The organism is Moorena sp. SIO3I6 (genome assembly GCF_010672095.1).
On record NZ_JAAHHU010000035.1, the window covers coordinates 25,850 to 41,167 of the forward strand.

Annotated in this window: 13 protein-coding genes and 1 pseudogene; 11 read left to right on the plus strand and 3 right to left on the minus strand. The window is 42.6% G+C overall.

Annotated features, from left to right (window positions below; genetic code table 11):
- Positions 1 to 57 precede the first annotated feature (57 nt).
- The gene (locus F6K49_RS12980) at positions 58 to 744 is read left to right on the plus strand and encodes a glutathione S-transferase family protein (RefSeq protein WP_293097121.1); all 687 of its coding nucleotides are present in this window, start codon (positions 58 to 60) and stop codon (positions 742 to 744) included.
- Positions 745 to 943: 199 nt separating this feature from the next.
- Complete coding sequence (locus tag F6K49_RS12985; protein WP_293069585.1) at positions 944 to 2,290, plus strand: transposase; 1,347 nt, start codon at positions 944 to 946, stop codon at positions 2,288 to 2,290.
- Between the two features lie 336 nt (positions 2,291 to 2,626).
- On the opposite strand, the gene F6K49_RS12990 is transcribed toward F6K49_RS12985, so the two are convergent.
- Positions 2,627 to 2,776, minus strand: a complete 150-nt coding sequence (locus tag F6K49_RS12990) for a hypothetical protein (RefSeq protein WP_198954255.1) — start codon at positions 2,774 to 2,776, stop codon at positions 2,627 to 2,629.
- A 371-nt stretch (positions 2,777 to 3,147) separates the two neighbouring features.
- On the opposite strand from F6K49_RS12990, the gene F6K49_RS12995 reads away from it, so the two are divergent.
- Positions 3,148 to 4,500: a nicotinate phosphoribosyltransferase gene (locus F6K49_RS12995; RefSeq protein ID WP_293097131.1), complete on the plus strand. Its 1,353-nt coding sequence runs from the start codon at positions 3,148 to 3,150 to the stop codon at positions 4,498 to 4,500.
- A gap of 130 nt (positions 4,501 to 4,630) precedes the next feature.
- Here F6K49_RS12995 and F6K49_RS13000 read toward each other — a convergent pair whose 3' ends face one another.
- Positions 4,631 to 6,886 carry an ABC transporter substrate-binding protein gene (locus tag F6K49_RS13000; protein ID WP_293097137.1) on the minus strand — a complete coding sequence of 752 codons (2,256 nt, stop codon included), beginning with the start codon at positions 6,884 to 6,886 and terminating at the stop codon, positions 4,631 to 4,633.
- Positions 6,887 to 7,167: 281 nt separating this feature from the next.
- Between F6K49_RS13000 and F6K49_RS13005 the strand changes: the two genes are divergently transcribed.
- The 7 genes and pseudogenes from F6K49_RS13005 (at position 7,168) to F6K49_RS13030 (ending at position 12,524) form a co-directional block, all read left to right on the plus strand.
- Entirely contained in the window at positions 7,168 to 7,587 is a 420-nt protein-coding gene (locus F6K49_RS13005; RefSeq protein WP_293097141.1) for a hypothetical protein, read from the plus strand.
- Positions 7,588 to 8,419: 832 nt separating this feature from the next.
- A complete protein-coding gene (locus F6K49_RS13010; protein WP_293024740.1) occupies positions 8,420 to 9,997 on the plus strand; it encodes a mechanosensitive ion channel family protein in 1,578 nt (525 codons plus the stop codon).
- A 16-nt stretch (positions 9,998 to 10,013) separates the two neighbouring features.
- Positions 10,014 to 10,136 (plus strand): hypothetical protein, encoded by a 123-nt coding sequence (locus F6K49_RS13015; protein WP_293097148.1) that lies wholly within the window; start codon positions 10,014 to 10,016, stop codon positions 10,134 to 10,136.
- A 634-nt stretch (positions 10,137 to 10,770) separates the two neighbouring features.
- Positions 10,771 to 11,337: a nicotinate-nucleotide adenylyltransferase gene (locus F6K49_RS13020; protein ID WP_293069575.1), complete on the plus strand. Its 567-nt coding sequence runs from the start codon at positions 10,771 to 10,773 to the stop codon at positions 11,335 to 11,337.
- Positions 11,334 to 11,615 carry a hypothetical protein gene (locus tag F6K49_RS53335; RefSeq protein ID WP_364303364.1) on the plus strand — a complete coding sequence of 94 codons (282 nt, stop codon included), beginning with the start codon at positions 11,334 to 11,336 and terminating at the stop codon, positions 11,613 to 11,615. The genes F6K49_RS13020 and F6K49_RS53335 overlap by 4 nt, the downstream gene beginning before the upstream one ends.
- Positions 11,616 to 11,704: 89 nt before the next feature.
- Positions 11,705 to 12,136 (plus strand): annotated as a pseudogene (locus tag F6K49_RS53340) (hypothetical protein).
- A gap of 22 nt (positions 12,137 to 12,158) precedes the next feature.
- Complete coding sequence (locus F6K49_RS13030) at positions 12,159 to 12,524, plus strand: response regulator (RefSeq protein WP_293024747.1); 366 nt, start codon at positions 12,159 to 12,161, stop codon at positions 12,522 to 12,524.
- Positions 12,525 to 12,782: 258 nt separating this feature from the next.
- On the opposite strand, the gene F6K49_RS13035 is transcribed toward F6K49_RS13030, so the two are convergent.
- Complete coding sequence (locus F6K49_RS13035; RefSeq protein WP_293039650.1) at positions 12,783 to 12,965, minus strand: hypothetical protein; 183 nt, start codon at positions 12,963 to 12,965, stop codon at positions 12,783 to 12,785.
- A 447-nt stretch (positions 12,966 to 13,412) separates the two neighbouring features.
- Here F6K49_RS13035 and F6K49_RS13040 point away from each other — a divergent pair, with 447 nt between their 5' ends.
- Positions 13,413 to 15,293: an NAD+ synthase gene (locus tag F6K49_RS13040; protein WP_293097201.1), complete on the plus strand. Its 1,881-nt coding sequence runs from the start codon at positions 13,413 to 13,415 to the stop codon at positions 15,291 to 15,293.
- The last annotated feature ends 25 nt before the right edge of the window (positions 15,294 to 15,318 follow it).

Genomic DNA, 15,318 nt, shown 5'->3' on the forward strand with positions numbered 1-15,318 from the left:
AAGTAGATATTAAACTAAGAATAAATCAAACGTTGATAGGAATGGAGAGTTGATTCAATGTTAAAGTTTTACAATAATCCCATGTCCAACAATGCCCGACGGGTATGGATTGCTTTATTAGAAAAACAGATTGAGTTTGAGCCTGTTGAAATAAAATTAGATGGTGATCAATTTACGCCAGAATTTATTGAAATCAATCCTTTTCATCACGTTCCAGTCCTAATCGATGATGGATTTAAAGTGATAGAATCCTTAGCCATCTTAGATTATTTAGAAGCTAAATATCCAACTCCTGCTCTGATGCCCACTGATCCTCAAGCTATTGCTACAGTGAGGATGATAGAACTGGTCAATGTCAATGAGCTTGCTCCTGCTATCGTAACATTTATGCGCCATAACTTGGAGATTGAAGTAGAAGCAAAAAAATTAGAACAAGCTCAAAAACAAGTTGCCACAGTGATGAAATTTTATAGCGAAAAATTGGGCGATAAAAACTATTTTGTAGAAGGGCAATTTACGGTAGCCGATATTGTCGCCGGTTTGTCGGTATATTTTCTCAGCAAGATCGGCGTTTCTTTAGCTGACTATCCCTCAGTCCAAAATTGGCAAACAGCTTTACAGCAACGGGAAAGTTGGCAGCAAGTTCAACCAACACCAGAGCAGTTTGAACAGAACGTGAGACGCATTCGCCCACCTGGCCGTAGGCCACGCTACGCGAACGTTCAGGTTTTAAAGTTACCGTAAGAAGAGTAGAGCCTTTATGGTTGGTCGGCTATGTATAAAAGGTTGAAACTTTTGTAGTAAGGCTCTACTCTTCTAAGGTTTCGTCTCCAGGGTTAGTCCACGCTAATAACAATAGCCAAAAACCTGGAACATCAATCAATCTATTGTCGTCTCCATTTTTGGATGCTAAAATGTTAAATATCAATCTTATTATAGACCATTGAAAACGCCGACCAAAGTCATCAGAACTGACAAATGGAAACTTAATCCGTCTTCCGAACAAAAAGCCTTGTTTGCGGAGACGGTCAAAGTTTATCGTCAGGCTTGTAGGTACTTGGTTGGCATTATTTATACTGATTGGTCTGAGCTTGGTGGATTGACAGCAGATCAGTTAACTCCTGCTGTCGAAAAGTTAATGCATGAAACAGCCAAGCGTCCAAATATCAAATATCCACAATTCAATAAAGCTTTTTACAAATTTCCTAGCTATTACCGTCGAGCTGCAATTGCATTTGCGGCTGGACAGGTTAGTAGCTTTGTTACTCGATATCGGGAATGGCAATCTGGTAACAGAAAAAAGAGAGATAGTAAGCCGCCAAGACTAAATGGTGATGCTGGCTGCTATCCTGCTTTGTACAAAGGACAGTGTTACAAGCTGCATGGTTTCGACCAAGTAGAAATCAAAGTTTTTGATGGCAAAAACTGGGTCTGGACTATGGTTCAAATCACCGTTTTAAGAGAGCGCCACCAGGTGACTACAAACAAAATGATGTCTCCGTCGTTGATTTTCAATGATAGGTGCTGCCATCTGTCTGTTCCATTCACTTGTAAGCCAGAAAAACGCAAACCAGAGGCTAATGTTACTGCGGTAGATTTAGGTATAAACACTACGGCTACCGTAGCAGTCGTAACCCATGACGGCACTGTAATCCATCGTGATTTTATTCACCTTGGAAGAGACATAGACCGCAGGGATAAACGACTAAAATCCGTATCTGTACGAGCATCTAAAACTATGGGTAAAGGCGGCAAACTTCACAAGGGTTTCTGCTCTAAAACCTATAAAAAATGCCAAAGAATCAACAACCAAATCAGCCACATAGTTTCTAAGCGAATTGTTGAGATGGCTGAGAAATTTAACTCTGAAGCGATCGTATTTGAGAATCTTAAAGGATGGAAGCCGAAGGGTGGACGAAAGCGGTCTAATCTAAGGCAAAGATTCCACGGTTGGCTTAAAGCAAAGATTCGTGATTTTACGGAAATGAAATGGGCTGAATTAGGTGGCAGAGTAATAGAGGTTGTTGCTGCCTATACTTCAAAGTTGGCTTTTGATGGCTCTGGTACGGTCAAACGAAATTCCCAAAAATACTCCTTGGCAACCTTCCCTTCAGGTAAGCGGTTTAATGCAGATTTAAACGGTGCTTACAACATCGGTGCCAGAGGCGTGTTTAAACTCACTCGCAGAAATGGCGAGGAGGGTCGTTCCAGCAAAAGATCTCGACGACCGCCTAGAAGCTGGGCTTGTCTATGTGACCTGTGGACGCTTCGTAGTTCCAGGTTAGCATAGGACACCACCACCTCGTTCAGATGGTGGAAGCTTCATATGTTTAAAGCAAAGGTGAAAGCAATTTTGTCACGGTAAACCACTAGAAAATTGGCAACCCCTGAGTTAACGGGAGTAGGGAGTAGGGAGTAGGGAGTAGGGAGTTATGAGAACCGCTAAATTACCACATGACCTACATCACAGTGTTCGCTCCCAGCTTAAATCATCCCACCAATAGGCAACCCCACATTAGCTTTAGGGGCGCACGCTGTGCGCCCCTAAGGGTGTTGTGTATTCCAGCAAGAACCACTATAACTAGCGTTCAAATTCTAGCTAAAATCGAAGAATTTACCGAAGAATTTACCAAGATGCCTCTTTCTGCTCAAAGGGGTCACCGCTAAAGGGTTGAACACCAATAGCAGGATAAATGTCATCATTAGGACCAAAAATCCTAGCTACTGCTTCAGAAAGATATTGAATACTGCTTTCCAATAGTTTGTAAAAACCCATAAAATTGCTCTCCTGAATTAGTTGAGTTAGAGTTGAAAACAGCAGTGGCTATAATTACCGCGAACCTTTAGCTTTTATGGTGGTTCACGATTACTGCCATGCTGTCCTCAAATTGCTGTTCTCAAATTATTGAGTCTTAACTGTGAGTACAGACTGAAAAAGATTTCTGTCTGGTGTACTTTATCTTATCGAGGATTATCGATTCAGTGCCAGGGTTAGTAATATTTGTTTGGTAATATTTGCAATACTTTTCTCAAGCTTGACTAATCACTAAGATTTGTTTGGTAATTTTGAGATGCTTGTTAACAAATCTGTACCTATTTAAAGTTACTTTACCTTATGTTAAACATTACTACTTAAACACTACTACCATGAATGATAAACACCAGGAATTAATACCTACACCTGAGGACTATAGCTTATTAACTGACCTGTATCAGCTGACCATGACAGCCTGTTATAGTGGTGAAGGCTTAGCCCAAAAACCAGCTTCCTTTGAACTATTTGCGCGACGTTTACCTAATGGCTTTGGTTACTTGATTGCTATGGGACTCGCCCAGGTACTCGACTACCTGGAACAGTTTCGCTTTAGTCCCCAGGCACTAGAAGCATTACAACAGACAGAAATTTTTCAGGGAGCACCGGAACAGTTTTGGTCACTCTTAGCAGAAGGAAGCTTCACCGGTGATGTCTGGGCAGTGCCTGAGGGAACCGCAATGTTTGCTAATGAACCGTTGTTGCGGGTGGATGCTCCTCTGTGGCAAGCACAGATAGTAGAAACTTACCTACTCAATACAATTAACTATCAGACCTTGATAGCCACTAAGGCAGCACGGCTAAGAGATGTGGCGGGAACCGAGGCTACCTTACTAGAGTTTGGCACACGACGGGCTTTTAGTCCTCAGGCATCCCTGTGGGCAGCACGAGCAGCTATAGCAGCTGGGTTGGATGGCACATCTAATGTATTAGCAGCCCTTAAATTAGGATGTCAGCCTAAAGGAACCATGGCTCATGCTTTGGTCATGGCGATCACAGCAGTATCTGGCAGTGAGCAGGATGCCTTTACAGCCTTTTATCGCTATTTTCCCAATGCTCCCTTATTAATAGATACCTATGATACTGTAGCAGCCGCTAAAAGTCTGGCTCAACGAATCGCAGCTGGGGAAATCCAAGTGACTGGAGTACGTTTGGATTCTGGGGATTTAGTCACCTTGTCCCAAAAGGTGCGATCGCATTTACCCAATGTCTCAATTTTTGCCAGTGGGGATTTAGACGAGTATGAAATAGCCAGACTCAAACAGGCTGGTGCTTGTATCGACGGTTATGGACTCGGAACTCGCCTAGTCACTGGAAGCCCAGTCAATGGAGTCTACAAATTAGTAGAAATTGATGGCATTCCCACCATGAAACAGTCCAGTAGCAAAATCACCTATCCAGGACGCAAGCAAATCTATCGCCAATTTCACCAAGATACAGTTATCAAAGACCGGCTAGGATTAATGGCTGAATCCTGCCAAGATCATGAACAACCTCTGCTCGAACAAGTCATCAAACAAGGTCAACGACTCAAGCTGCCAGAATCCTTATACACCATACAAAAACGCACAGCTGCCTCTGTTGCTAGTCTTGCCACGTCAACCCGACAACTTCATCAGCCAAGCCCACTACCTGTAGAAATTTCTGATGCCCTACAACAGCTCACCATAGCTACCTCCAAAAGGTAACCTGTCACATTAATCAATAACTTAGATTGAATGCCAACTGCTCTATTCCCTATTCCCTGTTCCCCGTTCCCTGTTCCCTAAAACCCAGAACTATGTACTTAATAAAGTCGCAAACCGCTATAACAAATAACTACAAATACCGCCAGCACAGAAGAGAGGTGTAAACTACCAAAATCACTGGAAACGCCACTCTTCCAAACTCCATTAATTTGCTAATCTTGATTTTACCAGACTGAAACCCCTCACTATTCCCAATCACCACCATCAACAACTGTAAGCCATTGAGTATGTAAACGATATAAAAGGCATAGTCGAGAGCCACTACATAGCCAACCCCCTCCGGTAGTCCTTCTATCAAGCTTAGATGGTAAAATACAATCGCTAGTAGCAAGCCACTTACTGCTTCTACGGACATGTGATCGAAGGGGAGAAACATAAACAGGTATCCCACCACCACAAAAAATAGTAGAGGCAAAAGATTCTTGATACTAAAACTGACTAAATCCCGCTTGATTTTAATAACCACATTGAATCGAGAATATTCGATATCCGAATCTGTGTCTATAAATCGTCGATTGCCCAACGTGGAATTGTTAATCACCGTATCCTGGAAAAAGGCAGCACTCTCAACACTCCAATCGGTAATCTGATCAAACACTTTAGCTGTCTTCCAATTTTTGAGAACTTCTTCTGTAGTGGTATCTCTCATTCCCACGAAGTCCACTACATAAATTAGCTTGTCCCGAGTTAGGTTGAGATGTCGAAATCTCGCTGATAGGGTCTGAAGGTCAAACGGGTAATCGTGAAAATCAAACTTTTCATGAAAATCGGCTTTAACCCGGTATACTTTATATTTTATATCATTGTTTAAATCTGTATCTATCGGTTCTTTTAAGGTCAATTTTTCTCCTGAATCTAGCCGCTCAATGCCATAATTTGTGAACTCGATTTGGTCGGCTGTAATATCCCCTTGGTACCTAAACCAAATGAAAAAATCAACCAAATATGAGGAGGTTTTTTCATCTATGTGACTAATCTCATTGATATCCATCCCGGTGTAAACGATATGGGTTTTTACCATATAGTTATTACCAACCTTTACAATTTCACCACTGTCGAGCTGTTCCTCCAGATTAGCAACAGCCCGTAAGTCCGGGATTATTTGCAGCTGGCTAAATGCTGAAATAAAATTTCTTCTATCAAAAATACCCACAAAAACGGGTGCTACTGCATTACCATAATAGTCAAAATAAATATTTCTGGTTGCCCCCTTGAACGCCGTTTCCTGGCTATTAATAGTTGCTAAGCTTTCTTTAAGCATCAAACGGTCTTTCGGTAAATCGTCCCAGGTAATATCAGAGCGTTTAATTGCCTCAACAATGGCTTTTGCCGCATCATAATAGCAAGTCGCCACCCATCCCGGCGCTTGTTTGTACTGCTTTTCAAATTCGTTTCTGAACTGTTGACCCCCATCATCAGAAATGTCAAAAATAATCGGAGCAATGGCATAAATTCCATTGGTAAAGAAGCCTGGTTCATCCTTCTCCTCTGGGGAGTATTCAAACCGTTGCGCCAGGGATATTTCTGCTAAAGAGTCACCGCCAAAAATGGGGAAATCCATCCCAGAACTCTTCATTTTGGCAATTAATCCAGCCACTTGATTGCGATTCGCTGTCATCACAATCACTCCTGGGTCTTTCCCACTATTTTTTAAAGCCAATAAATCTTGATAAATCGTTTCTATGCCTTGGTCTATATCATCCCCTAATACCCACTTACTGACTACTTCTCCCCCTAACTCCTGAAACGTCTCTTCAACAGTCTTCCCTAAGGTCAAGCCATAGCTGCTGCTGCTGCTGGAAACTAGGCTAATCTTTGAAGATCCCAGAATCTTTTTGATGTAATTGGCAATAAAAGTACCCTGAGCACTGTTAGAAAAAATGGTGCGAAAATACCAACTGTTCGATTGGGTGACCCCATCAGCAGTAGCTGAGCCGGTCACCGCAGGAATCTTATAGTCTTGATAAACTTTGCCAGCAGCCGTAGATACCCCACTACTGTAATGACCAATCACTGCGATCGCATTTGATTGAGCAATCTTCTTCGCAACCTGCTGTGCCACATCCGGATTGCCTTGGTCATCATAAACTTCAAGCTTAAATTTTTTCCCCTTAACACCGCCAGCCTTGTTAACTTGCTTAATGTAAAGTTGAGCACCGTCTACCATTGCTCTGCCTGAGCGTTGGGCTGATTCACTAGCATTGCTTAACGGAGCTGCGATCGCAATGGTTATCCTCTCTTGATATCCCTCGAAGGTATCAATTGCTACAACTGTAGCCCAGGCAAGCAGTACTATAGATACTAATACGATGGCTTTTTTTAGCATATATCACCTGATCAGTTGAATGGTCACAGATTACAGGTTACAGGTTTAACGTTACAGGTTTAACGTTACAGGTTACAGGTTGTTCGCGTAGCGTGGCCTTTTGGCCAAGGTTACAGGTTGAAAGTTACAGGTTGAAAGTTACAGGTTGAAGGTTGTTCGCGTAGCGTGGCCTTTTGGCCAAGGTTACAGGTTGTTCGCGTAGCGTGGCCTTTTGGCCAAGGTTACAGGTTACAGGTTTAACGTTATAAAGTTTATATTTTACGTTACAGGTTACATGTTACATGTTTAACGTTACAGGTTGCCAGTTATACATCCGGCTTTCAGTTCTTAAGCCTCTAATCTTCAACCATCAACCATCAAACCTTCAAACCATCAACCATCAAACCTTCAAACCATCAACCATCAAACCTTCTATCTTAAACCATCAACCATCAAACCTTCAAACCATCAACCATCAAACCTTCAACCTTCAACCTTCAACCTTCAACCTTCAACCTTCAACCTTCAACCTTCAAACCATCAACCATCAAACCTTGGCCAAAAGGCCACGCGCTTCGCAGCAAAGCGGGACTTCGTCCATCGCGTTCAACCTTACCTGGCTTCGTGAGTGGGCAATCACGCCCTTGCTGCAATGGCGGCGATTAAACCTTTCTAAAAACCACGAATTAGAACTGTCAATAAAATTATTTAAAACAGGATAAAGGCTTGTGAAAAATGATCAATGATCAATGATTAATAGACTGAATTATAGCCAAGTCAACCTTTTTACAATCAACCTTGTCTAAAAAAAACATCCCTTAGGACTTTTAGAATAAACTAGGTGGCAATTTAATCAATATTTTTTTAATTTTATTCTCTCTATTGACTTTATTATATCTATTACTTATTTTTAATATAGCGGTTATGATATTAATGAGGTAGACATAATTTTTTCCCTATTCCCTATTCCCTATTCCCTATTCCCTATTCCCTATTCCCTATTTTCTGTAATAGAGCCATAGCAATTGCTTTAGCTAAGATCCTCAGGGATATCACCGGCACTTCCGTGCTATAAATTCGATAAACTAATAGGTGGTAACTATTCATCTATCAGCTCCTCAGCCGTCAGCTTTGGAAGGGTTAACTTCTGTTGCTCTCATCTGAATGTTCGCTTTTCCAGGTTTAGATACTTGTTTAATTCTTTAATTAAATAAAACAATACACCATTAAACCTTTTAAGCAAAGCTTATGAAGCATAAGTAACAACAGGGATTAATTATGAAATAAATGTGAAATAAATGTGAAATAATGTGAAATTAAGCTCAACTGATGATCTGAGCTCAAGTTGTGATCAAATGGCGCAGATCGACCTAGAGGTCTCCTGTCCATGGAACACTGTCAAGAAAAACCTTTTGAAACCTTCATGAACTTCTGGCTATGAGGCGGTGGATGAACCTTCCTGTAGTGGTATCAATTTAATTGTAGTTAAGAATATAATTTATATTTAATAAGTAAAGTATTGTATTCTACTGAAAGGTTGAGCTAATTTGTTAAGTGAACAACATAATTATTATCTTGGCTGAAGTCAGCCTGGTCATCGTAGTTTTCTGTCTAGTCAACTGGCTGGTGGGTATACTATTCAAGCAACTGATCAGAGTTGCTTGGTTCCAAAAGGTGAACAGCAATGCTAGAAACCTCCGCCAGAACCTCCAGGCGCTGATCGTTATCTGTTGTATAGCGCTATGCCTTCTAATTGTTGGTGGCAACGGTTGGCTGATCTATCGCGGGAAAGACCTCAAGGAATACACACTTGGGTTAGTGAGCAATATTCCCAAAGGATTCTGGATAACCCTTGGCACTGGGTTAGGCAAATGCATCTGCCTTCTGATGCTAGTTGCGTTCGCCATGAAACCCTTGCAGCGTTTGCTCAACTATGGCTGCGTTCGGGCAAAGAAACTAGAACAAATCACTGCTAGTGATGAAAGCATTGAGGATTTGTTCAGTTACTTAACCAAAATCCTTACCAGTGGACTCTGGCTGCTTTCCCTAATCTGGTGTACCCAGTTTCTGAAAGTGCCAGAATCCACAACTAAGTATCTGTACGTTCTTCTTAACATCTATCTGATTATTGGAATCGGGTTGCTCATTCTGAGATCCATCGTGGTCATTATCGATAGCATAGACAACCTGACTGTTCAATACTCTAGCCCTGATAATATCCTGCGATTCTATAGCAATCTCAGGCATCGGATTCCTTTCTTTAAGGGGTGCCTAGAATATATAATCTATGTTACCATGGCCACCCTGGTGGTTGAGCAAGTAGAGATAATTGCTAACTTAGCCACCTATGGATCGAAAGCTGTCAAAATTATCGGTATCATCTTCCTGAGTCGTGGCTTGATCGTGATCGCCAATTTGTTCCTCGAAGAAGCACTGCTTAGGTCCCCGAAGCTGACTGATGTGCAGCGAAAGAAGCGGTTAACGATTATTCCCATACTAGAGAGTTTACTGAAGTACTTGATTTACTTCGGTTCGGGTATATTGATCCTCGATACCATAGAAATTGACGCCACCCCAATCCTAGCGGGTGCTGGCATTGTGGGGCTAGCGGTCGGTCTTGGGGCGCAGAATCTCATTAACGATATGGTTAGTGGATTCTTTATTCTCTTTGAAAACTACTACCTGGTAGGTGACTATATCCAAACAGGGGAAGCCGAGGGGATTGTGGAGGCGATTGAACTGAGAACTACCCGTATTCGACACTTCAATGGTCAAATGCATATTATTCGGAACGGGGATATTGGCTCAATTACCAATTACTCCAAGGACTATATCTATGCTGTAGTGGAAGTTGGCATAGAATATGATGCTGACCTGGATCATGTGTACAGGGTGATCGAAAAGGTGGGACACCAGTTAAAAGAGAAGTATTCCGAGGTAATTGAACCGACCAAGGTGGATGGAATCGAGGACTTTGGGGATTTTGATCTGTCCATAAGAACCGTTACCAAAGTTAAACCTGGAAAGCACCGCCTGATTAAGCTAGTGCTTCGTAAAATGATCAAGGATTTCTTTGACCAGGAGGGCATTGAATTAAACTTTCAGGATCCGGTGTTTATTTTGAAACAATAGGGCCTAGGCAATGGAGGTGAGATCGCAGCAGTTGATTGGCCTTGGCCTTGGCCTATTGGCCACGCGGGGCGCGTTTGGGCCACGCGGGGCGCGTTTGGCCACGCTAAGCGAACGGGCGGTTGAAACTCCCACAGTTTGAGGGCTGTTGCACTTTTAGAGAGATGATTGGTGGTGGGATGGAACAGATGGAACAGCGGTAAGAGGGTTAAGTCAGCTTTAAGGCATCTATATCAGGCAGATATCGGTAGCCTCTACATCTAATTGATTTATAAATTGAATCTCTAAGGGGAGAGGATTGTAGAGTTTTTCCCGCTTATTCAAAAATAGACAAGTTAAATAGGCGACAGCTTAGTAGGGTGAGTTATCAACTCACCTTACTCAAGGGAGTTACTAGGTAAGTCCTGATCAGTTGGAGTTCTGGGTAAATCCTATTTGAGTTGCCCCATTTCTCAGGTTCTGTCCATTGTACCTACTGTCATGCCCCCTAGTTGATTGACAAAAGTCTTTCAACTAGGGGGCTATCACCATTTGTATCAGGACTTAAGCAAATAAGCTATATATAGCTTGTAGCAGTTCAAGCGTTCGCTGAAAGCGGGACGAAGTCCATCGCATTCTGTTTCCTTTGAGTGTACCCTAATCCGTGGCGCGTTTAAATTTTATAATTCTGAAGCTAAAACCCAACGCTAGGCTTAGATCACTTTTCACGCACTAGATGCTGAAGAGCAAACCTAATCTCAAACCCCTTTGAGCTTTTAACTAACTTTTAACTAACTATGGTCAATATTGCCCTGTTTGGTACCAGTGCAGATCCCCCAACTTGTGCTCATCAAGCCATTCTCCAGTGGCTATCCCATCACTATGACCAAGTGGTGGTTTGGGCCTCAGATAATCCATTCAAGTCTCATCAGACCACCCTAGAACAACGTTCCCAAATGCTCACGTTACTGATTGAGGAGATTGACCCGTATCAAAATCCGATCCGTGTCAGCCCCGACTTGAGTAGCCCGAGAACCTTGGAAACCATAGCACTAGTTAAACAGCGCTGGGGATTACAGGCAAACTTGACTCTGGTGATTGGTACTGATTTAGTCCGTCAGATGCCCCGTTGGTATCAAATTGAACAATTGTTAAAACAAGTACAGTTGCTGGTGATACCTCGTTCAGGATATGGAGTAGATCAGGCTAGTTTAGAAAAGTTGAAGCATCTAGGAGCACAATTAGCGATCGCTAATATTACGGTACCATCAGTTTCCTCTACAGCGTATCGTGAGAATGGTGATACAACAGCACTGACTCCTCTGGTTAAGGACTATATCCATCAAGAGCAGTTGTACCAATGACCCAAAGCAGCAATATAAAGGTCAAACTACCAGCTCTAGCCAACCTCCAGGTCAGGGCCCGTCATGTGATTTTTTCCGTCAATACCCAACAAAGCCGCCTTTTGGTACTCCAAGAGGAAGCCTTCCTCGGTAAATCGAGTTTACCAGGAACCTTGGTGTGGGACGGAGAATCATTAGACCATGCTGCCGATTGGCCTTGGCCTTTGGGCCACGCGGGGCGCGTTTGGCCACGCTACGCGAACGGATTTGGGCAGAGAAAATTCGAGTTAACAACGTGAACCTAGAGCAACTGTACACTTTCGGAGAACTAGGTCGTTATCAACCAAAATTGGTTAGAGTCGAGGTTACCTATAACCACCACTACGCCATGGGTTACCTATCCGTCAGTTACTTTGCCCTAGAGCGACTAGAAGAAGCTAAATTCAACACAGATGATGTCAGTGGTATTGCCTGGTATTCCATCGAGCATGTGCCGCAGCTCGCCTTTGACCATAATCAAATTTTGGACTATGGTTATCGGCATTTGCGCAACAAATTGGCAGACAATTCTGTCGCCTTTGACCTGTTCCGAGATGTATTTACCCTCAAAAATATCTATACTATTTATCGACTGTACACCACATTTTTTTTTGAAAACGTCTCTGATTATTACAATTTTAGCCCTCGTCTTTTAAAGCTATGCTTCCTGGCTGATACTAGTTGAAAAGTGTCTCAGGGAGCAGGTCATCCATGAAGTTTGTACCGCTTTGATGCGGAGGCATATGCTCGTTTAAAGGATAAACCGTTGGTATTTATTTAGCAATGAAAAAACATCTGTAATTGTGGTTCATAAAATCCTATTCATTGAGGATGACGATTTTAATCGAGAAGTTATCACTGAATACCTTCAGTTGCAAGGGTATGACGTTTGCGCTTTACCCCATGGGTTAACCATTAAACGAGACCTCGCCGACTTTCAACCTGACTTGATTCTGCTGGATCTCAAATTACCAGAAGTTGATGGCTTTACCTTGATCGAAAAACTCAAGAAATCCCAATGGGCAACAATCCCTATAGTTATCCTTTCTGCCTACTCCTTCCCAGCAGACAAAAAGCGAGCTCTCAGACTAGGAGCTCGTCGTTATCTAGTCAAACCAGCGCTTCTCAGAGAAATAGAACAAGCCATAGAGGAAGAAATAACCAATTGATATCCAGTCCGCTTTTTTTGTCATTTGTCTTGAGAGCCACAAAGTTGAGCCCCCTGCCAAACACTCTTGTGGTATACAATACCGATGGTACCGGAGATGATATGAGTTTGAAGTCTTAGGCAGGACTTACGCAAAACTAGGCCAGAAGTTCCCTTAAGTAGTAAGTAGGGTTGGTTAATAACGCACCCTACAGATAAGGTTGTTGCGTAAGTCCTGTTAAGGAAATCATTGACATTGATTGTCTCATCAGTCATGGAATTAGTTTTTTTGATTCTGCTGTAGGAGAAATTCCTGAAGGATTTCGCTCAGGTTCTCTATAGACCGTCCCATTTTAGCAATTTTTGCTTCTGTCTGAGACAGTCCGAGAACTGCATTTTGAAGTTGGTTTGCTAGACTTTGAATCTCTTCTCGATAACGGTTTTCTAGTTCTTCTACGTTCATGATTTATTTTTGATTACTTAATCTACACTATCAAGTATTAGGTTTGCGTTAGGGTTTACGTTCGAGTTTACGTTTATGTTTAATTTCGTTAAAATTCTAGGATTTTTTTTGAATTTAATATCAATAAATATAACGATTAAATTTTAAGAAATGAGATGCCTATATAATTACAGGGATTAGGAATTGTTAAAATTTATGTTTGTCCATAAATTGTTCAAAGATATCAGCAGCAAGCTTTGGAGTTTATTTTCCAAGGTAATCAAAGAATAAAACCAGCCAAGCAATTTCCAATAAAAATGCTAATCATGAGCCAGTTACTTTTTATATAAAAAATTTTTTTATATACGATATAAACTGTATATTTTCGCCTTTAATTACTAACCAAACCCAGATTACTAAAGATTGTGTGAAGTAGATGGCCTAAACTATAAAAAACAAGCAAAAATGATGAAGATTGCGATCGCTCAACTCAACCCCACCATTGGTGATATTACAGGCAACGCTCAACAGATTCTTGAAGTAGCCAAGACTGCTGCGAGTCAGGATGTGCGTCTGTTGCTGACACCAGAATTATCCTTGTGTGGCTATCCACCACGAGATTTGCTGCTCAATCCCAAGTTTCGAGAGTCGATGACTACACAAGTGCAACAACTAGCTCAGCAGCTACCAATGTCTCTAGCGGTTTTGGTGGGGACAGTAACACCGAATACCAAAGCAGAGCTTGCTGGTGGCAAACCTTTATATAACAGCATTGCTCTACTAGAGGGGGGAAAAGTACGGCAGATTTTTCACAAGCGACTCTTGCCCACCTATGATGTTTTCGATGAAAACCGCTACTTTGAACCAGGACGGGAGAGTAATTCCTTCACCATTGATCACCAACCATCACGAATCACAACTGAGAATGCCCACTCCCCAATTAAAATCGGTGTTACCATTTGCGAAGACTTGTGGAACGATGAAGAGTTTTGGGGCAAACGCAGCTATCAAGTCAATCCCATCACAGACTTAGTTCAACAGGGTGTAGACCTAGTGGTAAACCTGTCCGCCTCACCCTATAGCGCGGGTAAACAGAAAACTCGGGAAGCAATGTTGCGCCATAGCGCTAGCCGTTACCATACACCTATCCTCTACGCCAATCAGCTAGGAGGCAATGATGACCTGATATTTGATGGGTGTAGTGTAGCATTTAATCAGGCTGGTGAGATGGTATGTCGCGCCCGTGCCTTTGAAACAGACTTAGTCATTTTGGAATATGACCGAGAAACACAGGATCTGGTCACCCCACCAGAAACAACTATACAGTCTCCACCATCGGCAGCCATAGCACCAGCCCCAGCCAGCCTAGACGAAGAAATTTGGTCAGCCTTAGTCCTAGGAGTCCGGGATTACACCCGTAAGTGTGGTTTTAAAAAAGTCGTAATTGGTTTGAGTGGTGGGATTGATTCTGCTCTTGTAGCTGCTATTGCCACCGCCGCCTTAGGAGCAGACAATGTCTTGGGGATTCTCATGCCTTCTCCGTACAGTTCTGACCACTCCGTCAAAGATGCTCTCTCATTAGCACAAAACCTAGGTATTAAGACTCACACCCTAGCTATTGGTTCCTTGATGCAGGGGTTTGACCAAACCTTAGCCTCCCTATTTGCCGGGACAGAGTTTGGTGTGGCTGAAGAGAATATTCAATCCCGAATTCGGGGCAGCTTACTGATGGCGATCGCTAATAAATTTGGCTATCTCCTGCTCTCTACTGGCAACAAGTCAGAGATGGCAGTGGGTTACTGTACCCTCTATGGTGATATGAATGGTGGATTAGCTGTAATTGCCGATGTTCCCAAAACCCGGGTCTACTCCCTATGTCGGTGGCTAAATTCTAAGGCAGAGGAGTCCCAGGTTAATCAGGATTTGCAGGTTAGTAGGGTCAAGGTTGAACCTTCAGACTCCTCTTCTAACCTTCAACCTGATCAGCCTCAACCGGCTAACCTAACTGACTCGAACGCCAAAGGCGAACAACCTTTAAGCCAAACAGAAATTATTCCTTCTAACATTATAATTAAGCCCCCTAGCGCTGAATTAAAACCTGGTCAAGTAGACCAAGATTCCTTGCCATCCTACGATATCCTAGATGATATTCTGGAGCGACTGATCCACCAGCACCAAGCCCCGGAGCAAATTATTGATGCAGGTCATCAGCCCGAAGTGGTTAACAAAATCATCCGACTAGTCGCTCGTGTTGAATTTAAGCGCCGACAAGCCCCGCCAGGCTTAAAGGTTACTGACCGCGCCTTTGGTACTGGCTGGCGGATGCCAATTGCTAGTCGTTGGCTATAGGATTAGTCTATCTCCAACGTATATC

Bases quoted from the DNA above. Each gene is read 5' to 3' on its own strand.
- F6K49_RS12980 (WP_293097121.1), top strand. From the start codon at position 58: ATGTTAAAGTTTTACAATAATCCCATGTCCAACAATGCCCGACGGGTA.
- F6K49_RS12990 (WP_198954255.1), bottom strand. From the start codon at position 2,776: ATGGGTTTTTACAAACTATTGGAAAGCAGTATTCAATATCTTTCTGAA.
- F6K49_RS12995 (WP_293097131.1), top strand. From the start codon at position 3,148: ATGAATGATAAACACCAGGAATTAATACCTACACCTGAGGACTATAGC.
- F6K49_RS13000 (WP_293097137.1), bottom strand. From the start codon at position 6,886: ATGCTAAAAAAAGCCATCGTATTAGTATCTATAGTACTGCTTGCCTGG.
- F6K49_RS13005 (WP_293097141.1), top strand. From the start codon at position 7,168: ATGTTTAACGTTACAGGTTGCCAGTTATACATCCGGCTTTCAGTTCTT.
- F6K49_RS13020 (WP_293069575.1), top strand. From the start codon at position 10,771: ATGGTCAATATTGCCCTGTTTGGTACCAGTGCAGATCCCCCAACTTGT.
- F6K49_RS53335 (WP_364303364.1), top strand. From the start codon at position 11,334: ATGACCCAAAGCAGCAATATAAAGGTCAAACTACCAGCTCTAGCCAAC.
- F6K49_RS13035 (WP_293039650.1), bottom strand. From the start codon at position 12,965: ATGAACGTAGAAGAACTAGAAAACCGTTATCGAGAAGAGATTCAAAGT.
- F6K49_RS13040 (WP_293097201.1), top strand. From the start codon at position 13,413: ATGAAGATTGCGATCGCTCAACTCAACCCCACCATTGGTGATATTACA.